Below are 22,424 nucleotides of genomic sequence, written 5' to 3'. Positions count from 1 at the left end.
CCGAGATGAGGCGTGCGCTCGCTTACGCGGTTCCTGTCTGCGCGGCAGGCCGGAAGACCTTCCCGCACCAGCTCGACCGGGCGTCTTCCAGCGGCAGCCGAGAAGCAGCCGAGCGCCTTGGAACCGGGTGGTCAGGGCTCAGTGGCCCTGCTCGTCGCGGCGGCGCTGCCACCGCTCCTCGATCCGGCTCATCATGGAGCGGCGCTGACGGCTCTGGCGACGGCCCGCAGGCCCGCCCCCGCCCGCCTGGGGCCGCTCGCCGGGCTTGGGCGCCTTGCGCCAGCCGGTCACCGCGAGCCCGGCACACCCCAGCATGACGAGGAAGCCCACCACGCTGATCCAGATCTGCTGCGGAATGATCACGCCGACCATCAGGAGCGCAACGCCCACCAGAAAGCCCGCGATCGCCTGATAGACCCGTCGCCGGGTGTACGTGCGCAGGCCGCTGCCCTCAAGCGCTGTCGCGAACTTGGGGTCTTCGGCGTACAGCGCTCGCTCCATTTGCTCGAGCATGCGCTGCTCGTGCTCCGAGAGCGGCACGGAGTCCTCCTACTCGTCGGTCGCGGGGGGCGACCGGGGTGCGACCCTTTCAGGATAGGCAGGGAATCGCCCCCGTGAAACCCGCCCCTCTGCGCCAATTCGTCACCGGTACGCGCGTGGCGACAGTTGACGCTGAGACGTGCATTCCCCTCCCGCCGATCCGCCATGCCCGACGGTGTACCTCGATCATACGGGGCACGGCGGCCGATCGGAGGGCCTGTGGCCTACTCCACCTGCGCCGTCCGTCATGCGGTCATGCAGGCCGGAGGGGCCGGTAGCGGTCAGTCGCGCTCCGCGAGCACATGCAGCTGGGTGGCGACGGCGTGGAAGGCGGGCAGCTCCGCGGCGGCGGCCTCCAGTTGCAGCAGGGCGTCCAGGGCGCCCGGTTCGGTGTCGACCAGCACGCCGGGCACCAGATCGGCGAAGACCCGCACCCCGTGCACCGCGCCGACCTCCAGGCCCGCACCCGTGACCAGTCCGGTCAGCTGCTCGGGGGTGAAACGGCGGGGCATCGGGTCGCCGGCGCCCCAGCGGCCGGCCGGATCGGCAAGCGCTTGCCGGGCCTCGGTGAAGTGGCCGGCCAGCGCCCGGGCGAGCACGGCGCCGCCGAGGCCCGCCGCGAGCACACTGAGCGTCCCGGCCGGGCGCAGGGCCGCCACGGCGTTCCCCAGGCCCTCGGCCGGGTCGTCGACGTACTCCAGCACGCCATGGCACAGCACCACGTCATAACCGCCGCGCTCGGCCACCTCGAACAGGTCGGCGGCATCGCCCTGGACCCCGCGGACCCGGTCGGCGACCCCAGCCTCGGCGGCCCGCCGCTCCAGCGCGAACAGCGCGTTGGGGCTCGGGTCGACCACCGTGACGCGGTGGCCGAGGCGGGCGACCGGCACCGCGAAGTTGCCGCTGCCGCCTCCGGTGTCGAGCACGTCAAGCGCACCAGGGGCGCGCTCGCCCGCGCCGGGGCCCTGGCCCACCGCCTTGACCCGGCGGTCCAAGGCGTCTTTGAGGACCTCCCACACCACGGCGGTACGGAGGGACGCACGGGGGCGCAGCGGGTCTGACACGGTGGGTGGCTCCTCGGCGCGGTGCCGCCACCGCCCATGGCGGTGACGACGAGTTACTGACGTCGGCGCTCCCAGCCTATTGCCTCTGGCGCGATGCTCCCCCAGCCACCGCTGGGAGGCGCCCCTGCGCCGGTCCGAGGCCCGGGACCCCGCGTCTCCTCCCGGGCCCGCGACCGGCGCCTCCCGGCGCCCGGCCCGCGGCTACGCGCCCTCCCTCCCGCCGGGCGCGGCCGACTGCGGGTGCTGCGGCTGCTGCGGCAGTGCGGGCTGGAGGGCCAGCATCCGCTCGACCAGGCGCAGGAACATCGCGACGGCGCGCAGCAGATCGTCCGCGTCCCGGCAGGTCGCCGCGCCTGGTATGCCCGCCTCGGCGCGGGCCCTGCGGTCGGCGCCGGCGGCGAACAGGGCGCTCCACTCGGTCAGTTCGGGAGCGACCTCGGGCAGCACTTCCCAAGCGCTGCGGATCCGCGCACGGCGGCGCGCGGTGGGCTCGGGGCGGCCGCGCACGGCGAGCACGGCGGCCGCCGTGCGCAGGGCGGCGAGGTGGGCGGTGGCGAAGCGCTCATTGGCGGTCTCCAGCCCGGCGGCCTCCTCCAGGCCGTGGTGGGCCTGGGTGAGCAGGTCGAGCGCGGCGGGCGGCGCGGACGCGCGGCGCAGCACGGGGTGGACATCGCTCGCGGGACCGGTCAACGAAGGGGCAGGGGCGGCGGCACGGTGCCGGCGCGCTGCGGCGGTACTGGCCATGACGAACCTCCTGTCGTCGCGTGGCGGCCGGTCATGTGGTAGAGCGACCGCCGTATGGACCCATCGTGGGGCACACCACTGACAATCGGCTCTGACCTGTCGGTGAAGCGGCTCCACCCGGCGCTGAGCCCGTGATCGTCTCGGGAACGGGCCTGTGAGCGGGACCACTTGGGCAGCGGGCACAATCAGCGCCATGGACAGCAGCAGCACGCGTCGCCAGGCCACCCGGCAGAAGCTTTTCGAGGCAGCGGTCACCCTCATCGCGGAGCAGGGGTTCTCCTCCACCACCGTGGACGAGATCGCCGAACGGGCCGGAGTGGCCAAGGGCACGGTCTACTACAACTTCGCGAGCAAGACCGTGCTCTTCGAGGAGTTGCTGCGGCACGGCATCGAGCTGCTGACCGCCTCGCTCCAGAGCGCCGCCGACGAGACGGCCGAGCGCGGCGGCAGCCATGTCGACGCGCTGGACGCCATGGTCCGAGCGGGCCTGCACTTCATCGCCCGCCACCCCTCGCTGACCCAGCTGTACGTCGCCGAGCTGTGGCGCACCAACCGCGCCTGGCAGCCCACGCTGATGGTGGTGCGGCAGCAGGCCATAGCGGTGATCGAGTCGGTGCTGCGGGAGGGCGTGGCCGCGCGGGAGCTGAGCGAGGACATCGACATCCCGCTGACGGCCTCGGCGGTGTTCGGGATGGTGCTGGTGGCGGCGCTGGACTGGCAGTCGTACCAGCCGGAGCGGTCGCTGGACGATGTGCACGCCGCGCTGTCCCGGCTGCTGCAGGGACGCGTGAGCGGGGCCCCGGCCAAGGGGGTCGGAGCCCCGGGCCGGGCCTGACGCCCAGAAGGTGCTGTTCTGGTGCGGTTCGAACCCCGATCGACCCGCGCCGGAACAGCACCCCCCGTACTCCCCCGGGGGACTCCCCCGGCTCGGACAGGTCGCCACGCCGTTCCGCCGCCCCGTGTCGGCGGTCCGGCGCCGCGCCCCTTCCGCGCTCACCACTCTCCCGTCCGCGCAGGTCATGACCCATCCGCGCGGCTACTCATCTGTCCGGCTAGGTACACGTACTCAAGCCCTGGGCGGTTGTCCCCAGGCCGCGGTGCCCGGGTGTCGGTGGCGGCGGATAAAGTCGCGGTCATGGCACGGATTGCGGTGATCGGCGCCGGGATGGGCGCCATGGCGGCCGCCGCCCGGCTGGCCGTCGCGGGCCACCAGGTGGCGGTGTACGAGCGCGGGCGGACCCATGGCGGCGGGGTCGGGCGCTTCGAGCGTGACGGCTTCGCCTTCGACACCGGCCCCGGGCTGCTCCATCTGCCCGCCGTCTATCGCGATCTGTTTGTGAAGACCGGCAAGGAAACCCTGGAGCAGTGCGTCGAGCTGACCCAGGTCGACCCCGCGAGCAGGCACGTCTTCGCCGACGGCACGGACGTCCCGCTGCCCAACGCCTCGCGGGCGGGGGTCCTCGGGGCGCTGGACGACGCTTTCGGCGCGGGCGTGGGCGAGCGCTGGAGCGACCTGGTCAACCGGGCGCGCGAGGCCTGGGACGCCACCCGCAGACCGCTGCTCGAGGAGCCGCTGCGCGCGGACTGGCAGACCCTGGGCCGTGACCCGTATCCGGTGCCGGCCCGCCGCGGGCTCGCCGGGTGGTTCCGGCGGGACGGCGGAGCCGCCCGGCAGCCCGTCACGCTCGCCGATGTGGCGCGCCGCGAGCTGAAGGACCCCAGGGCCGTCGCCCTGCTGGAGAGCCACGCGCTCGCGCACAGCCTCGATCCGCGCACCGCTCCGGCCGGCGCCGCGGTGCTGCCCTATCTGGAGCAGACCTTCGGCACCTGGTACGCGCGCGGCGGAATGCGGGCGCTGGCCGACGCGGTGTACGAGCGCTGCCGGGCCCGGAAGGTGCGGTTCAGCTTCGACACCGAGGTCGTCGGCATCGTCGAGAAGGACGGGCGCGCGGCGGGCGTGGAGCTGGCGGACGGCTCGGTGGCGGAGGCGGACGCGGTGGTGGCCGGCATCGACCCGGCGCTGCTGCCCGCGCTGCTGGGCGGGGCCGAGCCCTGGCGCGACGGCGATGTGCGCCCCGCCGCCGGGGCCGGCGGCGGTCCCGGCGGCGGTGCGGCGGGGCGGCTCACGGTCTTCCTCGCGCTGCGCGGCGCGCGTCCCCGGGGCGCGGCGCACCGCACCGTGGTCCACACCCCGGATCGCGGCGCCGAGCTGGCGGCGGTCTTCGGCGAGGCGGGCGGGCCCGGCGGGCCCGGTGACAGCCTCAGGACGCGCGCACTGTGCCCCCGCCCGACGGTGACCGTGCTGCGCCCGGACGACCCCACGACCCGCCCCGACGAGGACCACGAGGCCGTCACGCTCACCGCGACCGTCGCCCCGCACGGGCCGGTGGACTGGATCGACGGCACGGCCGCCGAGGAGGACGCGGACCGGCTCGTGGCGGCCGCCGAGCCGGCGATGCCGGGGCTGCGCGACCGCATCCTGTGGCGCGAGGTGCGCACCCCCGCCGACACCGCCGCGGCCACCGGGGCCGCGCGTGGCGCCGTGCCCGGGCCCGCGCTGGCCGGCGCGGAGGGCCGCTTTCTGCGCCCCGCCAACGCGACCCGGCTGCCGGGCCTTTATCTGGCGGGCGGCTGGGCGCATCCGGGCGGCGGGCTGGCCCATGCGGGGATGTCCGGCGCGATGGTGGCCGGGCTCATCGTCGGGGGCGCGGACTGGCGCGGCTCGCAGTGACCGCGGTGACCACCGCGGCGCTACGGCGGTGACGCGGCGGGGCGCCGCGGGGGCCTCACCGCGCCCCGGCCGCGGCGTGGCCCGCCGGGGCCGTCCGCGCCACGCCAGCAACGGCCGACCACCCGCCGGCCAGGTGCCCCCGGACCGGCTGCGCACCCTCGCGCCGCGCGCGGCCATGCGTCCCGGCCGGTGGCACCCGGTGGGACAGTCGCCAGTCGCCCCCAGGTCAGCGGCGCATGCGCGCCCCGCGCGGCAGTGTGTCCCGGCCACTGGCGCCCGCTGGGACGGCGCCGGGCCCTGTCGCGCCGCGAGCCGAAGTGGCGCGGACGGCCAAGGCTCTCGGCCGCGGCTGCGGCCCTCTGACCCGGGGCCCGGCGCGACAGGGCCCGGATGGCGCGGGCGGCCCGGCGCCCGGTTGGCCGCGCCGGGACGGCCGGGCAGGGCGGGGGCACGGGCCGCTGCCGCGGCGGGCAGCGGAGTGTCCGGCCCCCGCCAAGAGCCGTCAGCCCTCAGCCCTCAGCCCTCAGCCCTCAGCCCTCAGTAGCGGTACCGCTCGTCGTAGCCGCCGCTGTTGTAGTCCTGCTGCTGGTACGGGTACGGCGACTCGTCCTGCGGGAGCCCCGCGTCGCCGTCGCGCTGCTGGGGGACCCAGCCCCCGCCGGGCTGCATCCCGGCGTCCGGGGCGTACTGCTGCTGCCCGCCGTAGGAGGGCTCCGCCGCGTAGTGGTCGCCGAGGCTGCCACCGCCGTACTGGTCCTGGCCGTAGGCGGCGTACTGCCCGGCGTACTGCTGGTGCTGGTCGGCGTAACCCTGACCGCCCTGCTGCTCGTAGCCCGGCTGCTGCGAGCCGTCGTACGGGTCGGCATAGCCCGCGTACGCCCCGGCGCCGTAGCCGTACTGCCCGGCGTCCGCGTAGATGTCCTGGCCGTTGCTGTGGCCCTGGGCCGCGTCCGCGTAGACGGCCTGGCCGTCCGGGGTGCCGTAGCCGCCGTAACTGTCATAGCCGCCGTAGCCGCCGACCCCCGCGTTGGCGGCGCCGGGCACGCTGTGTGCGGCGTGCGCGGCGGAGTCGCCGTAGACGCCGTACTCGCCCGTGTCGTCGGGCAGCGGCTCCGGCTGGTACGCGGGTGGCTCCGGCGCGGCCACCGGGACCGCCTCCAGGTCGGAGACCTGGAGCGTCGGCTCGGCGTCCACCGGGGGCGGGGCGCTCTCGTCCTCCCCGCGGTTGAGGCCGGGCACCCCGCGCAGCGCCCACCCGGCGACGAAGCCGCGCCGGAAGGACAGCGTCACGTACGTCTGGCCGATCGCGAAGGCGACCGCCCCCGCGCCGATCACCGGCACGGACGGGATGAGCACCCCGGCCACCACGCCGAGGAAACCGGTGAAGGCGAGGAGCCGCCAGCGCAGCCGCGCCTTGTACTGCAGCAGCACCTCTCCCAGCAGCCACAGCGCGACCACGCCGAACGCGATGTAGAGGACCGCCCAGCCCATGCCCGCCCCTCTCGTGCGGCCGCCCGTCGGCTGCCGTCCTCAGGACCGCTGATGCAGTCCCAGATTCTCGTAGATCTCCAGTGTCGCCGGGGAGTGGTTCAGCGTAATGAAGTGAAGTCCGGGGATCTCCTCGGCCATCAACCGCGCACACAGCTGCGTGGCGTAGTCGATCCCGATCGAGCGTACAGCCGCCGCGTCGTCCTTCACCGCCAGGATCCGCTCCGCGAGGTCCGGGGGGAAGGCGGCGTTGCTCAGTTGCGCGAAGCGCTCGATCTGCTTCACGTTCGTGACGGGCATGATCTCAGGGATGATCGGCGTCGTACAGCCCGTGGCGGCGACCCGGTCACGCAGCCGCAGATAGTCCTCCGCGTAGAAGAACATCTGAGTGATCGCGAAGTCCGCGCCCGCCCGGCACTTGTCCACGAAGTGGCGGACGTCGGTGTCCCAGTCGGCCGAGCGCGGGTGCATCTCGGGGAAGGCCGCGACGCCGACGCAGAAGTCCCCCGACTCCTTGATCAGCTCGACCAGTTCGGCGGCGTAGGTGACGCCGTCGGGGTGGCGGACCCACTCGCCCATCGGGTCGCCGGGCGGGTCGCCGCGCAGCGCCAGCATGTTGCGGATGCCGGCGCCCGCGTACTGCCCGATGATGTTGCGGAGTTCGGCGCGGGAGTGGTTGACGGCGGTGAGGTGGGCGACCGGGGTGAGCGTGGTGTCGGTCGCGATGCGCTCGGTGACGCGCACGGTCCCCTCACGGGAGGAGCCGCCCGCTCCGTAGGTCACGGAGACGAAGGTCGGTGAGACGGCTTCGAGCCGACGGATGGCGTTCCACAGCGTCTGTTCTCCCTTCTCCGTCTTCGGGGCGAAGAATTCGAAGGAGTACGACTGCTCGCCTGATGCGAGCAGATCACGCACCGTCCGTGCGCGATCCGTCCTGGTGGAGGCTGTGCCTAGGGCCATACGGGAAGGTTAGCCAGCGGTTCGGCGCACGCCCAGCCGAAGGCGGCGTTATGCCCCTTTCGCCGGGCATTGGTCCGTACTGCGGACACTTTGCCGACGACGAGCCGACGACGAGCGGGCCGACGCGCCCCTCACGGGCCGCGGGCACACCCCTCACAGGTCCCGGGCGCGCACCCGCTTGGCCAGCTCGGCCGCGGCCGCGCCGGGGTCATCGGCCGCGGTGATCGCCCGCACGACGACGATCCGCCGCGCGCCCGCCTCCAGCACCTCGTCCAGGTTCGAGGCGTCGATTCCGCCGATGGCGAACCAGGGCAGCGCGGGCTTCAGGGCGGCGGTGTGGCGCACCAGCGACAGGCCCGGGGCGGGCCGGCCCGGCTTGGTGGGGGTGGGCCAGCAGGGCCCGGTGCAGAAGTAGTCGACGCCCGGCTCGGCGGCAGCGGCCTCCGCCTCGGCCGGCGCATGGGTGGACCGTCCGATCAGCACGTCCGCCCCGAGGATCGCGCGCGCCGCCGGGACCGGCAGATCGCCCTGGCCCAGGTGCAGCACGTCGGAGCCGATGGCATGGGCGACATCCGCCCGGTCGTTGACCGCCAGCAGCTTGCCGTGGCGGCGGCAGGCGTCGGCGAACACCGCGAGGTGGTCCAGCTCCTCGCGCGCCTCCATGCCCTTGTCGCGCAGCTGGACGATGTCCACCCCCGATGCCAGGACGGCGTCCAGGAACTCCGGCAGATCGCCCTGGCGCCGGCGGGCGTCGGTGCACAGATAGAGCCGGGCGTCGGCAAGCTGCTCGCGGGCGGCGGTGGTGGCCATCGGGACGGCTCTCCCCTGGGTCGGCGACGTGTCGGCGGCATGTCGGCGGCGTACGGACCGGAGCGGCCGGCCCGTACGCCGCGGTGGTGATTCAGCGGTGGTGATTCAGACGGTACGGATGGTGGTGCGGCGGCTCAGACGGCGAGCGCCTGGGCGCGGCGCTTGACCTCTGTGCCGCGATTCTCGCGCAGGGCCTGGGCCGGGGTGCCCGGCAGGCTCGGATCCGGGGTGAAGAGCCACTCCAGCATCTCTTCGTCGCTGAAGCCGTCGTCCTTCAGCAGCGTCAGGGTGCCCACCAGGCCCTTGACGACCTTTCCGTCACCGATGAACTCGGCGGGCACCTGGAGCACCCGGTTCTCGCCACGGCGCACCGCGATCAGCTGACCCTCCTTGACCAGCTGCCGCACGCGCGTCACCTCGACACCGAGCCGTTCGGCGACGTCGGGGAGGGTGAGCCAGGCGGGGACGAGAGCATCGATCTTTGCGTCAATCTCGGTCACGGGACAAGCCTGCCATCTGGGACTGACAGTGGGTAGTCGGGCACCCGGCACAGGTGCCGCCGCGCCCGCGTCAGCCGCCCTCGGCCGAGGTCACCGCCGGGGCGCGCCGAGGGTCACAGGACCGCCGACTTGAGCGGCACCGACGGGTCCGCGGCGCGGCCGCGGTCCAGCCGGGAGCCCTGCTCGATCAGCTTGCGGCCCTGGGCCAGATCGCGCGGACGGCCGACGGCCAGCAGGGCGACCAGCGCCCCGTCGCGCAGCCAGCACACCGACCAGGCCGCGCCCTGCGGGTCGCCGCGCCAGACGAGTTCGTCGGCGGCGGCGTGGTGGCCCGCGTACTGCACGAAGCGGCCGAACTGCTCGGACCAGAAATACGGCACCGGGTCGTAGACCGAACCGGTGAAGTGCGCGTTCCGGCTGCCGACCACATTGGCGGCGACGGTGCGCGGCCCCTGCAGGGCGTTGTCCCAGTGGTGCACCAGCAGCCGCTCGCCGTAGCGGGCGGAGGGGAAGGACGCGCAGTCCCCGACGGCGTACACGTCGGGCGCCGAGGTGCGCAGCTGTTCGTCGGCGGCGACGGACCGGTCAGGGGCCAGCTCGACGCCCGAGTCCGCCAGCCAGCCCGTGGCGGGCCGCGCCCCGATGCCGATGACCACCGCGTCGGCGCTCAGCCGGGTGCCGTCCCGGAGCAGCACCCCCTGCTCGTCCACGGAGGCCACCTGCGCGCCGGTGACCAGCTCGACGCCGTAGTCGGCGTACCAGCCGGCCATGGGGGCCGCGACCTCGGCCGGGAGGGCGCCCGCCAGCGGGCGGTCGGCGGCCTCCACGACGGTCACGGCGCAGCCCGCCTCGCGCGCCGCCGTGGCGAACTCCGCGCCGATCCAGCCCGCCCCGACCACCACGATCTCGCGCTGCCCGGCGAGCACCGGGCGCAGCCGCTCCGCGTCGTCCAGCGTGCGCAGCAGATGCACGCCGGGCGCGCCCTCGCCGCCGGGCAGGGTGATCGGCTCGGCGCCGGTGGCGATCACCAGGACGTCGTACGGCACCGGGCCCGCCGCGGTCTGAAGCCGCCGCGCGCCGGTGTCCAGGCCGGTGACGGACACCCCGAGGCGCAGCTCGACGCCGAGCGCGGCGAAGTCCACGTCGAAGGCCGAGCCCTCGGCCTTGCCGAGCAGGACGGCCTTGGACAGCGGCGGCCGGTCGTACGGCTGGTGCGCCTCGGCGCCGAGCAGCAGGATGCCGCCGGTCCAGCCCTGGTCACGCAGCGCGACGGCGGTCTGCACCCCGGCCATCCCCGCGCCGACGATCACCACTTGCTGCCCGCTGCCCCCCGCGGACGCCGATTTCGTCGTCTCATCGCTCACACGATCACTGTAGGGCGGCGCGAGGGGCCGACCGGAGAACCGGCGGACGAGATCTCCGGCACAGGAGCGGCCGCGGGCGGGTCGCCCGGCGGCGCTCGCCCTTCCGGGCGGTTCCGGCCTCGTACTAGGGTTGGCGGGACGAAGCACTCGCGGGAGCCCGGACGCACCGGGCTGAGAGGGAGGCTGAAGCGGCCTCCGACCGTACGAACCTGATCCGGGTCATGCCGGCGAAGGGAGGGGCGTTACAGCCATGCACGCATCGCGCGCGAACGCATCGCGCACATCCTCACGTACGCAGCCGGACGGGCCATCGGACGGACCGCCGGACGGACCGTACGACGCGCTGGTCGTCGGAGGCGGTGTCATCGGCCTGGTCACGGCCTGGCGGGCGGCCCAGCGGGGGCTGCGCACCGCCGTCGCCGATCCGGCGCCGGGCGGCGGCGCGGCCCAGGTGGCGGCCGGGATGCTCGCGGCCGTCACCGAGCTCCACTACGGCGAGCAGACGCTGCTCGCCCTCAACCTGGCCTCCGCGCGCCGCTATCCGGAGTTCGTGGCCGAGCTGGAGGAGGCGAGCGGCCAGGACGTCGGCTACCGCGCCTGCGGCACGCTCGCCGTGGCCTTCGACCCCGACGACCGTGCCCACCTGCGCGAACTCCATGACTTCCAGCGGCGGCTCGGACTGGAGTCACAGTGGCTGACGGGGCGCGAATGCCGGCGCCTGGAGCCGATGCTCGCGCCGGGCGTGCGCGGGGGCCTGCGCGTGGACGGGGACCATCAGGTCGACCCGCGGCGGCTGGCGGCGGCGCTGCTGGCCGCGTGCGAACGGGCCGGCGTGGTCTTCCACCGCGCCCGCGCGGAGCGGCTCACGCTCACGGCTGACCGCGCGACCGGCGTCCAACTCGCCGACGGCACACGGCTGGCCGCCGAGCGGACCGTGCTGGCCGCGGGCAGCTTCAGCGGACGGCTCGCGGGCGTCCCGGAGGACGTGCTGCCCCCCGTACGCCCCGTCAAGGGCCAGGTGCTGCGGCTGCGCGTGCCGCCCGCGTACGCGCCGTTCCTGTCCCGGACCGTACGGGCCGAGGTGCGCGGCGGGCACGTCTATCTGGTGCCGCGCGAGAACGGCGAGCTGGTCGTCGGCGCCACCTCCGAAGAGCTCGGCTGGGACACCACGGTCACCGCGGGCGGCGTCTACGAACTGCTGCGCGACGCGCATGAGCTGGTGCCCGGCATCACCGAGCTGCCGCTCGTCGAAACCCGTGCCGGGCTGCGCCCCGGCTCCCCCGACAACGCGCCGCTGCTCGGCCCGAGCGCGCTGCCCGGCCTGTTCGTGGCCACCGGCCACTACCGCAACGGCGTCCTCCTCACCCCCGTCACGGGCGATGTCATGGCCGAGGCGCTGACGCGCGGCGAACTCCCCGACGAGGCCCGGCCGTTCTCCCCGCGGCGCTTCCAGGCCGCGCCCGTCAGCCCCACCACCCCCGTACCGCAGGAGCAGCCCTCATGAGCGCCCCCATGACCGGCCCGACCGCCTCCATGACCGTCTCCGTGAACGGCGAGCCCCGCGAGCTCCCCGGCGGCACCACCCTCGACCTGCTGGTCGCGGAGCTGACCCCGGCGCGCTCGGGGGTCGCCGCGGCCGTCAACGAACAGGTCGTCCCGCGCGGCCAGTGGCCCGCCACCCCGCTCGTCGACGGAGACCGGGTCGAGGTCCTCACCGCGGTCCAAGGAGGCTGAACCCAGATGGCCGAGACGACGCAGGACACCATGCACGACACGACGTACGCCACGGTCCGCCCCGGGCCTGCACCGGACCCGGACCGGAACCGGACCCCGGACCCGGACCCGGACCCGCTCACCATCGCGGGGACCGCCTTCACCTCCCGCCTGATCATGGGCACCGGCGGCGCGCCCAGCCTGGAGGTCATGGAGCGCTCGCTGCTCGCCTCCGGTACGGAGCTCACCACCGTCGCGATGCGCCGCCTGGACCCCACCGTGCAGGGCTCGGTCCTGTCGGTGCTCGACCGGCACGGCATCCGCGTGCTGCCCAACACCGCCGGGTGCTTCACGGCCGGCGAGGCGGTGCTGACCGCCCGGCTGGCGCGGGAGGCGCTGGGCACCGACTGGGTCAAGCTGGAGGTGGTGGCCGACGAGCGCACCCTGCTCCCCGACCCGGTCGAGCTGCTGGACGCCGCCGAGACGCTGGTCGACGACGGCTTCACCGTCCTGCCGTACACCAACGACGACCCGGTCCTGGCCCGCAAACTGGAGGACGTGGGCTGCGCCGCGATCATGCCGCTGGGCTCCCCCATCGGCTCCGGTCTCGGCATCCGCAATCCGCACAACTTCCAGCTGATCGTCGAGCGCGCCACGGTCCCGGTGATCCTGGACGCGGGGGCGGGCACCGCCTCGGACGCCGCGCTCGCCATGGAGCTGGGCTGTGCGGCGGTGATGCTCGCGTCCGCCGTCACCCGCGCCCAGGAGCCCGTCCTGATGGCCGAGGCCATGCGGCACGCGGTCCGGGCCGGCCGGCTGGCGCACCGCGCCGGCCGCATCCCGCGCCGCCATTTCGCCCACGCCTCCTCACCTGCGGAGGGGCTGGCCGCGCTGGACCCGGAGCGCCCGGCGTTCGGGTAGGGCGGTGAGCGGTTAGCGTGGTGGCATGGTGGCCGACCGGATCGAGCGCGAGGTGTACGTCCAGGCGCCCGTCGACCGCGTGTGGCGGGTGCTGACGACCCCCGAGCACATCCGCGTCTGGTACGCGTTCGAGGGGTGCGAGATCGACCCGCGTCCCGGCGGGACGCTCCGCTTCCGCTGGGATGACCAGGGGGAGTTCCACGGCAAGGTGGAGAAGGCGGTGCCGGACGCGCTGTTCCGCTTCCGGCTCGCCAGCGAGCCGGACCGCCCCCTGGGCGCGGAACCGGGCGACTCGACCCTGGTGGAGTTCGCGCTCTCCGCCGAGGGCCACGGCACCCGGCTCCGCCTGGCCGAAAGCGGCATCCAGGAGCTCGCGGTGCCGGAGGACGCGAAGGCCAAGCACGCGGAGTACGCCGCCGCGACCTGGACCACCGCGCTGGAGGAGCTGTCCGCGCTGGCCGCCGCGTCGCACAACTAGGGCCCGTGTTCAAAGGGCGCGCGTACGGCCAGGAACACGCGCGCGGCCAGGGCATGTCACCGTTCGGCACCAGTCCCGCGCCCGGGCCTGGCAAGCGACCTTGCGTGTCGTAGCGGCTCGTAGACTGCTCTCTCGTGGATACGACCCTGCATGATCCCTTGGTCGGACAGCTGCTCGACGGCCGCTACCGCGTCGAGGCGCGCATCGCCGTGGGCGGCATGGCGACGGTCTACCGCGCCGTCGACACACGGCTCGACCGCGTACTGGCCCTCAAGGTGATGCATCAGTCGCTCTCCACCGACGACTCCTTCGTCGAGCGCTTCATCCGCGAGGCGAAATCCGTGGCCAGGCTCGCCCACCCCAATGTGGTGGGCGTGTACGACCAGGGCACCGACGGCTCCCACGTCTATCTCGCGATGGAGTACGTCGCCGGGTGCACGCTGCGCGATGTGCTGCGTGAGCGCGGCGCGCTGCAGCCGCGGGCCGCGCTGGACATCCTGGAGCCGGTGCTGGCCGCGCTCGGGGCGGCGCACCTCGCGGGGTTCGTCCACCGGGACATGAAGCCGGAGAACGTGCTGATCGGCGACGACGGCCGGGTGAAGGTCGCCGACTTCGGACTGGTGCGGGCCGTGGACACCAACACCAGCGCCTCCACCGGCACCCTGCTGGGCACCGTCTCCTATCTCGCGCCCGAGCAGATCGAGCACGGCACGGCCGACACCCGCGCCGATGTCTACGCCTGCGGTGTGGTGCTCTACGAGATGCTGACCGGCGCCAAACCGCACACCGGGACCACCCCGGCGCAGGTCCTCTACCAGCGGCTGAACGAGGACGTGCCCCCGCCCTCCGCGAGTGCGCCGGGGGTCGCGCCGCAGCTGGACGGCCTGGTCGCCGCGGCCACCGCCCGTGAGCTCGGGCAGCGCCCCGCCGACGCCGTCGAACTGCTCGGCCTCGCGCGGGAAGCGCGTGCCGCGCTGAGCGACGAACAGCTCGACGCCGTGCCCCCGCAGGCCAAGGCGGACGCGCACGACGGCTCCGAGAACCGTACGAGCGTGATCCCGCGCCCGGTCGGCGGCATCGGGGGGCCGGTGCCCGCCGATGAGCAGCAGCTCAATCTCACCAGCCGGCTGGAGCTGCCGCCTCAGCCGCCGCAGGGCGGGCGCCCCCCGCGGCCCGCCGGCCGCGGCCGGCTGCCGCGCCGCGGGATCGTGACGATCGTGGTCGGGCTGCTGCTCGCGCTCGGCCTCGGGGTGGGCATCTGGTACATCAATTCCGGCCAGTTCACCAAGGTGCCCTATGTGCTGGGCAAGTCCGAGGCGGACGCCCGGAACAAGCTGAAGGACGCCGGGCTCGAGGTGAAGATCACCCGGGAGTTCAGCGATGCCGTGGACAAGGGCAGGGTCATCAAGACCGACCCGGGCGGCGGCAAGCAGATCCGCGACACCGGCACGGTGACGGTCCACATCTCCGACGGGCCGCCGCGCACCAAGGTGCCCAATGTCGTGGGTATGCCGCTCAAGCAGGCGAAGCAGCAGATCTCGGACGCGAATCTGTCCGTCGGCGAGGTGACCGAGGACTTCAGCGACGAGACGCCCCAGGGCTCGGTGCTCAGCACCGACCCGAAGGCCGGCACCACCCGCCGGCCGGACACCCCCGTGGGGATCATGGTCAGCAGGGGCCCCAAGATCGAGATCCCCGATGTGATCGGCGAGTCCGAGGAGGACGCCCGGGCCGAGCTGACCGAGGCGGGATTCACGGTGGAGATCGCGTCGGAGCGGGTCTTCTCCGACGAGGACAAGGGCTCGGTCGCGGACCAGTCCCCGGCCGCGGACGGGGGCGCCGTGGGCGCCAAGGGCGACAAGGTGACGCTGACCCTGTCCAAGGGCCAGGAGATGATCGAGGTGCCGGACGTCACGGGCATGTCCGAGGGCGACGCCAAGCAGACGCTGGAGGCGGCGGGCTTCGAGGTCGACGTGGACAAGCCGCTGCTGTTCCCCGGTGACAAGGTCTCCGACCAGTCGGTGGAGGGCGGGGACAAGGCACCCAAGGGCAGCACCGTCACGATCAAGTTCAAGGGAGTCTTCTAGGGCGTCCCCTGAGGGAGCCCTCAGGGGATCTCCCCCGGGCCCGGCTCACGGCCGTCGGGCCCGGACTGGCACCCTGGGCTCGTGAGTACGCCCAAGAACCGCACCCGCGACCGCAATCCGGTCGGCGGCCATATCCGCGTGGCCGGCGGCCTGGCCACCGTCGGCCTGCCGTACGCCCGTGACATCGGCGCCGAGGCCGTCCAGGTCTTCGTCGCCAACCCGCGTGGCTGGGCCACCCCGCGCGGGGTGGCGGCGCAGGACGAGAAGTTCCGCGCGGCGTGTGCCGAGCAGTCGGTCCAGGCGTACGTGCACGCCCCCTACCTGATCAACTTCGGCTCGCACAGCGCCGAGACGGCCGAGCGGTCGGTCGACTCGCTGCGCCACTCGCTGCGGCGGGGCCGCGCCATCGGCGCGCCGGGCGTCGTCGTCCACACGGGCTCCGCCACCGGCGGCCGGGCACGGCCCAAGGCGATCGCCCAGGTGCGGGAGCGCGTCCTGCCGCTGCTCGACGAGCTGAGCCACGACGACGACCCCTGGCTGCTGCTCGAGCCGACGGCCGGGCAGGGCGCCTCGCTGTGTGCGCTGGTCGAGGACCTGGGCCCGTACTTCGACGCGCTGGACCGGCATCCGAAGCTGGGCGTCTGCCTGGACACCTGCCATGTCTTCGCCGCCGGTCATGACCTGGCGGCCCCGGGCGGGATGAAGAAGACGCTGGACGAGCTGGTCGCGGTCACGGGCAAGGGGCGGCTGAAACTCATCCACGCCAATGACTCCAAGGACGTCGTCGGGGCCCACAAGGACCGCCACGAGAACATCGGCGCGGGCCATATCGGCGCCGATCCGTTCCGGGAGCTGTTCCGGCATCCGGCGACGAAGGGGGTGCCGCTGGTGATCGAGACGCCGGGCGGCAAGGAGGGGCACGCGGCGGACGTGGCGCGGCTCAAGGAGCTCCGCGACAGCTGACGGCAGAGAGTTGACAGGCATCGGGAATACCCCGGTGGGGTATCTGAGCTGGTGGAAGGAAAGACGGCAGGAACACCATCACCCTCCGGAGAGTGACCCCGATGGAGCGGCACGACGCACACGCCGGCCATGAGCACCACCAGCACGGCGACGCCGACCTAACCGACCACACCGATCACGCAGGTCATACCGGCCACGGGACACACGCCGGCCACGCCCCGGCGAACTGGGCCATGGCCGCCCAGGCCACGCTGCACTGCCTGACCGGCTGCGCCATCGGCGAGATCCTGGGCATGGCCATCGGCACCGCGCTCGGCTGGCACAACGCCCCGACCATGGTCCTGGCGATCATGCTCGCTTTCGTCTTCGGCTACTCGCTCACCATGCGCGGCGTGCTGCGCGCCGGACTGGACCCGCGTACGGCCCTCAAGGTCGCGCTCGCCGCGGACACGGTCTCGATCACCGTGATGGAGCTCGCCGACAACGCGACCATCCTGGTCTTCCCGGGAGCGATGGACGCGACGCTGTCCGACGCGCTGTTCTGGCTCAGCCTCGCGCTGTCCTTCGTGGTCGCCTTCGCGGTGACCACCCCCGTCAACCGGTGGATGATCGGCCGCGGCAAGGGCCACGCCGTGGTGCACCAGTACCACTGACCCCGCCGGGGCCACCGACGCCGCCGGGGCACCGCTACAGCTCCGGGCCCTCCCCCGGCTGCTCCTGGTACGAGTAGCGCTGTTCCTGCCACGGGTCGCCGATGTTGTGGTAGCCGCGCTCCTCCCAGAAGCCACGGCGGTCGGCGGTCATGTACTCCACGCCCCGGACCCATTTGGGCCCCTTCCAGGCATAGAGATGGGGGACGATCAGCCGGACCGGAAATCCGTGCTCGGCGGTGAGCAGCTCGCCGTCCTTGTGGGTGGCGAAGATGGTCTTCTCGGCGGTGAAATCCGAGAGCCGCAGATTCGAGCTGAAGCCGTACTCCGCCCACACCATGACATGCGTGACCTCGGGAGCGGGCGGCGCGAGTTCCACGATCCGACGCGCCGCCACGCCGCCCCATTCCGCGCCCAGCATGCTGAATTTCGTCACGCAGTGCAGATCGGCCACGACGGTGGAGTACGGCAGCGCCGAGAACTCGTCATGCGTCCAGGCGTGCTTTTCCCCGTCGGCCGTGGCGCCGAAGACCCGGAACTCCCAGCGGTCCGGCTTGAACTTGGGGACCGGCCCATAGTGCGTAACCGGCCAACCGCGCTGCAGCCGCTGCCCCGGAGGCAGCTGTCCGGGCTCCCCCTCGCGGCTTTCCGACTGACCCATGGACTCCATGGTGTCAGACCATCGGGGGTGGTCGTGACCAGGGCAGCAGCTATCCGGGCAACTCATACTAAGCGTGCACTTACTGGACGCTCTCGACAGCGCGGTGCGACGATGCGCACAACCCGCCATCCCGTTCGGATTGGAAGGAGCCCCTTCGATGCAGGGCGACCCCGAGGTCCTCGAGTTTCTCAACGAGCAGCTGACCGGTGAGCTGACCGCGATCAACCAGTACTTCCTGCATTCGAAGATGCAGGACAACTTCGGCTGGACGAAGCTCGCGGCCTACACCCGGGCGGAATCGTTCGACGAGATGAAGCACGCGGAGATGATCACCGATCGGATCCTTCTCCTGGACGGGCTGCCCAATTACCAGCGGTTGTTCCACGTCCGCGTGGGCCAGACCGTCACCGAGATGTTCCAGGCGGACCGGCAGGTGGAAATCGAGGCCATCGACCGCCTCAAGCGCGGCATCGAGGTCATGCGGACCAAGGGCGACATCACCTCGGCCAATATCTTCGAGGACATCCTCGCCGACGAGGAGCACCACATCGACTATCTCGACACCCAGCTCGCGCTGGTCGAGAAGCTCGGCGAGGCGCTTTACCTCGCCCAGCAGATCCAGCAGCCGGAGACCTGACCGGCGAGCCGGCCGGAGCGTTACGCGGCTTCCGCGACCCGGGGCTCGGACGCCGACGCGACGGCGGGCACCCCGGCCGGGCCGAGGGTGTCCAGGGACTCGCGCCGGGGGCACGCGCCGCGGCCCAGCAGCGCCTGGATGCGGCGTACGCACGAGCCGCAGTCCGTACCGGCCTTGCAGGCACCCGCGATCTGGCGCGGGGTGCAGGCGCCGGACTCGGCGTGCTCGCGCACCTGCTTCTCGGTGATGCCGAAGCATGAGCAGACGTACACGCGGCTCTCCAGATCGATCAGTGAGGTAACCCTTACCTTACCTTCCCCTCGGGAGGGACGACAACGCCGATGGGGCGCGGACCATGTGATCCGCGCCCCATCGCACCGTTCAGTCCCGGTGTGTCACCGGTCCCTGTGTGTCACTGGTCCCGGTACATCTCCGCGACCAGGAACGCCAGGTCCAGCGACTGGCTGCGGTTGAGCCGCGGGTCGCAGGCCGTCTCGTAGCGCTGGTGCAGATCGTCGACGAAGATCTCGTCGCCGCCGCCCACGCACTCGGTGACATCGTCACCGGTCAGCTCCATGTGGATGCCGCCCGGGTGGGTGCCGAGCCCCTTGTGGACCTCGAAGAAGCCCTTGACCTCGTCCAGCACATCGTCGAAGCGCCGGGTCTTGTGCCCGGACGCCGCCTCGAAGGTGTTGCCGTGCATCGGGTCGCAGATCCAGGCCACCTGGGCGCCGGAGGCCGTGACCTTCTCCACCAGGTCGGGCAGCTTGTCGCGGATCTTGTCCGCGCCCATCCGGGTGATGAAGGTGAGCCGGCCGGGCTCGCGGTTCGGGTCGATCCGGTCGATCAGCGCCAGCGCGTCCTCGGGCGTCGTGGTCGGGCCGAGCTTCACGCCGACGGGGTTGCGGATCCGCGCGGCGAACTCGACATGCGCCCCGTCCAGCTGGCGGGTACGCTCGCCGATCCACACCATGTGGCCGGACACGTCGTACAGCTCGCCCGTACGGGAGTCCGTGCGGGTCAGCGCCGACTCGTAGTCCAGGATCAGGGCCTCGTGCGAGGAGTAGAACTCGACGGTCTTGAACTCCTCCGGGTCCACCCCGCAGGCGTTCATGAAGTTCAGCGCCCGGTCGATCTCGCGCGCCAGCGCCTCGTAGCGCTGCCCCGCGGGGGACGACTTCACGAAGTCCTGGTTCCAGGCGTGCACCTGGCGCAGGTCCGCGTAGCCGCCGGTGGTGAAGGCGCGCACCAGGTTCAGCGTCGAGGCGGAGGCCTGGTACATCCGCTTGAGCCGCTGCGGGTCCGGAATCCGGGCCTTCTCGGTGAACTCGAAACCGTTGACCGAGTCGCCGCGGTAGGTCGGCAGGGTCACCCCGTCGCGGGTCTCGGTCGGCTTGGAGCGCGGCTTGCTGTACTGGCCGGCGATCCGCCCGACCTTCACCACCGGGACCTGCCCGGCGTAGGTCAGCACGGCGCCCATCTGCAGCAGCGTCTTGAGCTTGTTGCGGATCTGGTCCGCGCCGATGGCGTCGAACGCCTCGGCGCAGTCGCCGCCCTGCAGCAGGAACGCTTCACCCCGGGCCACGGCACCCAGGCGGTCGCGCAGCTGGTCGCACTCGCCCGCGAAAACGAGCGGCGGATAGGACTCGAGCTCGGCGATCACCTCGCGCAGAGCCGCTTGGTCCGGCCAGTCGGGCTGCTGCGCCGCGGGAAGGGACTTCCAGGTGTGGCCACCGGTGTGGGATTCAGCGTTCACGGTCACGCCAGCAAGGTTACGGGGTCCCTACGGGCGCCCCGCCCCCTGCCCACGGATTGAGACACCTTCCGCCGCCCCGGCTCCGGGCCGCTCGGACATGCGGGACGGAAAAGATGCGGTAGGGTCCGGGCCATGTTCGCGCGACTGACCATGACCTGGTGGTGGACCGCTCATCCGGCGGCCCACTGATCGCGCGTACTCACCGACATCGCGAAGGCCGCCCGAGGGGCGGCCTTCGGCGTATCCGCGGGTCGTTCCTCCCTCCCGGAAGGAATCCCCCGCCATGGGAATCCCCGCCCAGCACCGTGATCCGCACCACGACCCCCGCGACCACGACCCCCGCGAAAACGACCCGCGCGACCACCACCCGCGGGACCACGACGCGCGCGCGATCGTCCGGCGGCTGCTGGCCGCAGACTGCCCGCCCTTCGCCCTGCTGCACCGCCGTACGCCCGGCCACGCGCCCGACACCGTCGAGGTGCTGCTCGGCCCCGTCACCGAGGTGGCGCGGCTGACCGACATCCCGCTGCCGACCGGGGCGCCCGAGCGCGGCGCGGGCGTGCGCGACGCGCTGGCGCTGGTGCCGTTCCGGCAGATCCGCGAGCGCGGGTTCGAGGTGCGCGACGACGGGACGCCGCTGGCCGTGCTGCGGCCCGAGGAGAGCTACGAGCTGGCGCTGGGCGAGGTGCTGGACGCGCTGCCCGCGCACCCGGTGCGGACCCGGGGCGGGGCCTTCGACATCGACGACGACGCGTACGCGGAGATCGTGCGGCGGGTCGTCGAGGACGAGATCGGGACCGGGGAGGGCGCGAACTTCGTGATCCGCAGAACCTTCCGCGGCGAGATCCCCGGCTTCGACCGCGCCGACGCGCTCGCGCTGTTCCGGCGGCTGCTGGCCGGGGAGCGCGGCGCGTACTGGACGTATGTCGTCCGCCTGGCGGACGGTCGGACGCTGGTGGGCGCCAGCCCCGAGGTGCATGTGCGGATGTCCGGCGGGACGGTCGTGATGAACCCGATCAGCGGGACGTACCGCTATCCCCGGGACGGGGCCCGGCTGGAGGGGCTGCTGGAGTTCCTGCACGACCGCAAGGAGGTGGAGGAGCTGTCCATGGTCGTGGACGAGGAGCTGAAGATGATGTGCACCGTCGGCGACATGGGCGGCGTGGTGGTCGGCCCCCGGCTCAAGGAGATGGCGCACCTCGCGCACACCGAGTACGAGCTGCGCGGCCGATCGTCCCTGGATGTCCGCGACGTGCTGCGGGAGACGATGTTCGCGGCGACGGTGACCGGCTCGCCGGTGCAGAACGCCTGCCGGGTGATCGAGCGGTACGAGCCCGCCGGGCCCGACGGGGCGGGGCGCGGCTACTACGCGGGGGCGCTCGCGCTCATCGGGCGGGACGCCGGGGGCGCGCAGACCCTGGACTCGCCGATCCTGATCCGCACCGCCGACATCGACGGCACGGGCGCGCTGCGGGTGCCGGTCGGGGCGACGCTCGTACGCCACTCCGACCCGCGCGGCGAGGTCGCCGAGACCCACGCCAAGGCGGCCGGGGTGCTCACCGCCCTCGGGGTGCGCCCGGCGCCCGCGGGGCGGCCCGGCGGACCCGAGCTCCCCCGGCTGGCCGACGACCCCCGGGTGCGGGCGGCGCTGGACGCCCGCCGGGCCGACCTGGCCCCGTTCTGGCTGCGGATGCACACGCCCGAGTCCGCGCCGCCGGCCGGGCCGGGCCGGCCGACCGGGCACGCGCTGGTCGTCGACGGCGAGGACACCTTCACCGCGATGCTGGCGCATCTGCTGCGGACGAGCGGGCTGACGGTGACCGTGCGGCGGTTCGACGAGCCGGGCGTACGGGAGGCCGCGCTGGCGCACGAGGGCCCCGTGATCCTCGGCCCGGGTCCGGGCGACCCGTCGGAGGTGGCCGACCCCAAGATGCGGTTCCTGCGCGGGCTGACGGCCGACCTGGTGCGCGGGCACCGGCACGGGCTGCTGGGCGTGTGCCTGGGGCACGAACTGCTCGCAGCCGAGCTGGGCCTGGAGATCGTACGGAAGGACGTGCCGTTCCAGGGCGCGCAGGAGCGCATCGGCTTCTTCGGGCGCGAGGAGACCGTCGGCTTCTACAACACCTTCACCGCGCGGTGCGACGAGGCGGCCGCGGCCGAGCTCGCGATGCACCGGGTGGAGGTGAGCCGCGACCCGGCGACGGGGGAAGTACACGCGCTGCGCGGACCGAACTTCGCGGGCGTGCAGTTCCACCCCGAGTCCGTGCTGACCCTGAACGGCTCGGCCATCGTCGCCGAGCTGCTGGCGGCCGTCCTGGTGTGACACCGGCCTCGGCCGCCCGGGACACGGGCCCGGG

The 22,424-nt window shown here is 73.2% G+C and carries 23 protein-coding genes and 1 riboswitch; of the genes, 12 read left to right on the top strand and 11 right to left on the bottom strand.

Going from position 1 to position 22,424, the window contains the following annotated elements; all coding sequences use genetic code 11:
• Window positions 1-138 precede the first annotated feature (138 nt).
• The 3 genes from ACFZDL_RS11770 to ACFZDL_RS11760 form a co-directional block, all read right to left on the bottom strand.
• Window positions 139-540, bottom strand: a complete 402-nt coding sequence (locus tag ACFZDL_RS11770) for a DUF3040 domain-containing protein (RefSeq protein ID WP_353592888.1) — start codon at window positions 538-540, stop codon at window positions 139-141.
• A 281-nt stretch (window positions 541-821) separates the two neighbouring features.
• Window positions 822-1,604, bottom strand: a complete 783-nt coding sequence (locus ACFZDL_RS11765) for a methyltransferase (protein ID WP_353592887.1) — start codon at window positions 1,602-1,604, stop codon at window positions 822-824.
• A 201-nt stretch (window positions 1,605-1,805) separates the two neighbouring features.
• Window positions 1,806-2,348, bottom strand: coding sequence for an SAV_6107 family HEPN domain-containing protein (locus ACFZDL_RS11760; protein WP_353592886.1), 543 nt, complete (start codon window positions 2,346-2,348; stop codon window positions 1,806-1,808).
• A 193-nt stretch (window positions 2,349-2,541) separates the two neighbouring features.
• Here ACFZDL_RS11760 and ACFZDL_RS11755 point away from each other — a divergent pair, with 193 nt between their 5' ends.
• Both ACFZDL_RS11755 and ACFZDL_RS11750 read left to right on the top strand, forming a co-directional pair.
• Window positions 2,542-3,183 carry a TetR/AcrR family transcriptional regulator gene (locus ACFZDL_RS11755; protein ID WP_353592885.1) on the top strand — a complete coding sequence of 214 codons (642 nt, stop codon included), beginning with the start codon at window positions 2,542-2,544 and terminating at the stop codon, window positions 3,181-3,183.
• Between the two features lie 300 nt (window positions 3,184-3,483).
• The gene (locus ACFZDL_RS11750; RefSeq protein WP_353592884.1) at window positions 3,484-5,079 is read left to right on the top strand and encodes an NAD(P)/FAD-dependent oxidoreductase; all 1,596 of its coding nucleotides are present in this window, start codon (window positions 3,484-3,486) and stop codon (window positions 5,077-5,079) included.
• A 537-nt stretch (window positions 5,080-5,616) separates the two neighbouring features.
• On the opposite strand, the gene ACFZDL_RS11745 is transcribed toward ACFZDL_RS11750, so the two are convergent.
• From ACFZDL_RS11745 to ACFZDL_RS11725, 5 genes are all read right to left on the bottom strand, one after another.
• Complete coding sequence (locus tag ACFZDL_RS11745; protein ID WP_353592883.1) at window positions 5,617-6,570, bottom strand: hypothetical protein; 954 nt, start codon at window positions 6,568-6,570, stop codon at window positions 5,617-5,619.
• A 39-nt stretch (window positions 6,571-6,609) separates the two neighbouring features.
• Window positions 6,610-7,527 carry a methylenetetrahydrofolate reductase [NAD(P)H] gene (metF, locus tag ACFZDL_RS11740; RefSeq protein ID WP_353592882.1) on the bottom strand — a complete coding sequence of 306 codons (918 nt, stop codon included), beginning with the start codon at window positions 7,525-7,527 and terminating at the stop codon, window positions 6,610-6,612.
• Window positions 7,528-7,680: 153 nt separating this feature from the next.
• Window positions 7,681-8,337 carry a thiamine phosphate synthase gene (thiE, locus tag ACFZDL_RS11735; RefSeq protein WP_353592881.1) on the bottom strand — a complete coding sequence of 219 codons (657 nt, stop codon included), beginning with the start codon at window positions 8,335-8,337 and terminating at the stop codon, window positions 7,681-7,683.
• 134 nt (window positions 8,338-8,471) lie between these two features.
• Window positions 8,472-8,837, bottom strand: coding sequence for an Rv2175c family DNA-binding protein (locus ACFZDL_RS11730; protein WP_065958576.1), 366 nt, complete (start codon window positions 8,835-8,837; stop codon window positions 8,472-8,474).
• Window positions 8,838-8,950: 113 nt separating this feature from the next.
• Window positions 8,951-10,201, bottom strand: coding sequence for an FAD-dependent oxidoreductase (locus ACFZDL_RS11725; protein ID WP_391190965.1), 1,251 nt, complete (start codon window positions 10,199-10,201; stop codon window positions 8,951-8,953).
• Between the two features lie 139 nt (window positions 10,202-10,340).
• Window positions 10,341-10,455: riboswitch (TPP riboswitch) on the top strand.
• On the opposite strand from ACFZDL_RS11725, the gene thiO reads away from it, so the two are divergent.
• The 7 genes from thiO to ACFZDL_RS11690 all read left to right on the top strand — a co-directional run bounded on the left by thiO (window position 10,452) and on the right by ACFZDL_RS11690 (window position 17,016).
• On the top strand, window positions 10,452-11,705 hold the full coding sequence (gene thiO / locus ACFZDL_RS11720; protein WP_353592880.1) for a glycine oxidase ThiO: 1,254 nt from the start codon (window positions 10,452-10,454) through the stop codon (window positions 11,703-11,705). Its footprint overlaps the riboswitch before it by 4 nt.
• A gap of 29 nt (window positions 11,706-11,734) precedes the next feature.
• A complete protein-coding gene (gene thiS, locus ACFZDL_RS11715) occupies window positions 11,735-11,935 on the top strand; it encodes a sulfur carrier protein ThiS (protein WP_353593060.1) in 201 nt (66 codons plus the stop codon).
• Window positions 11,936-11,941: 6 nt separating this feature from the next.
• Window positions 11,942-12,835, top strand: a complete 894-nt coding sequence (locus tag ACFZDL_RS11710) for a thiazole synthase (protein ID WP_353592879.1) — start codon at window positions 11,942-11,944, stop codon at window positions 12,833-12,835.
• Window positions 12,836-12,860: 25 nt separating this feature from the next.
• Window positions 12,861-13,313 carry an SRPBCC domain-containing protein gene (locus tag ACFZDL_RS11705; RefSeq protein ID WP_353592878.1) on the top strand — a complete coding sequence of 151 codons (453 nt, stop codon included), beginning with the start codon at window positions 12,861-12,863 and terminating at the stop codon, window positions 13,311-13,313.
• Between the two features lie 134 nt (window positions 13,314-13,447).
• A complete protein-coding gene (gene pknB, locus ACFZDL_RS11700; RefSeq protein WP_353592877.1) occupies window positions 13,448-15,400 on the top strand; it encodes a Stk1 family PASTA domain-containing Ser/Thr kinase in 1,953 nt (650 codons plus the stop codon).
• A gap of 81 nt (window positions 15,401-15,481) precedes the next feature.
• Entirely contained in the window at window positions 15,482-16,363 is an 882-nt protein-coding gene (locus tag ACFZDL_RS11695; protein WP_353592876.1) for a deoxyribonuclease IV, read from the top strand.
• Window positions 16,364-16,464: 101 nt separating this feature from the next.
• Complete coding sequence (locus ACFZDL_RS11690; RefSeq protein ID WP_353593059.1) at window positions 16,465-17,016, top strand: DUF4396 domain-containing protein; 552 nt, start codon at window positions 16,465-16,467, stop codon at window positions 17,014-17,016.
• 34 nt (window positions 17,017-17,050) lie between these two features.
• On the opposite strand, the gene ACFZDL_RS11685 is transcribed toward ACFZDL_RS11690, so the two are convergent.
• A complete protein-coding gene (locus ACFZDL_RS11685; protein WP_353592875.1) occupies window positions 17,051-17,674 on the bottom strand; it encodes a sulfite oxidase-like oxidoreductase in 624 nt (207 codons plus the stop codon).
• A 157-nt stretch (window positions 17,675-17,831) separates the two neighbouring features.
• On the opposite strand from ACFZDL_RS11685, the gene bfr reads away from it, so the two are divergent.
• Window positions 17,832-18,311, top strand: coding sequence for a bacterioferritin (gene bfr / locus ACFZDL_RS11680; protein WP_353592874.1), 480 nt, complete (start codon window positions 17,832-17,834; stop codon window positions 18,309-18,311).
• Window positions 18,312-18,331: 20 nt separating this feature from the next.
• Here bfr and ACFZDL_RS11675 read toward each other — a convergent pair whose 3' ends face one another.
• Together ACFZDL_RS11675 and ACFZDL_RS11670 are read right to left on the bottom strand one after the other, a co-directional pair.
• Window positions 18,332-18,583, bottom strand: a complete 252-nt coding sequence (locus ACFZDL_RS11675; protein WP_353592873.1) for a (2Fe-2S)-binding protein — start codon at window positions 18,581-18,583, stop codon at window positions 18,332-18,334.
• A 140-nt stretch (window positions 18,584-18,723) separates the two neighbouring features.
• Window positions 18,724-20,073, bottom strand: a complete 1,350-nt coding sequence (locus tag ACFZDL_RS11670; protein WP_391190960.1) for a class II 3-deoxy-7-phosphoheptulonate synthase — start codon at window positions 20,071-20,073, stop codon at window positions 18,724-18,726.
• A 126-nt stretch (window positions 20,074-20,199) separates the two neighbouring features.
• On the opposite strand from ACFZDL_RS11670, the gene ACFZDL_RS11665 reads away from it, so the two are divergent.
• Together ACFZDL_RS11665 and ACFZDL_RS11660 are read left to right on the top strand one after the other, a co-directional pair.
• Window positions 20,200-20,256 (top strand): trp operon leader peptide, encoded by a 57-nt coding sequence (locus ACFZDL_RS11665; RefSeq protein WP_106516695.1) that lies wholly within the window; start codon window positions 20,200-20,202, stop codon window positions 20,254-20,256.
• Between the two features lie 94 nt (window positions 20,257-20,350).
• A complete protein-coding gene (locus ACFZDL_RS11660; protein WP_353592872.1) occupies window positions 20,351-22,390 on the top strand; it encodes an anthranilate synthase family protein in 2,040 nt (679 codons plus the stop codon).
• Window positions 22,391-22,424: the final 34 nt, after the last annotated feature.

Origin of the sequence: Streptomyces sp. NPDC007917 (genome assembly GCF_042959105.1) — a bacterium.
In the GTDB taxonomy this organism is placed as follows: Bacteria; Actinomycetota; Actinomycetes; order Streptomycetales; family Streptomycetaceae; genus Streptomyces.
The sequence above is the reverse complement of the archived record's forward strand: the minus strand, read 5'-3'. Positions and strand labels throughout refer to the sequence as shown.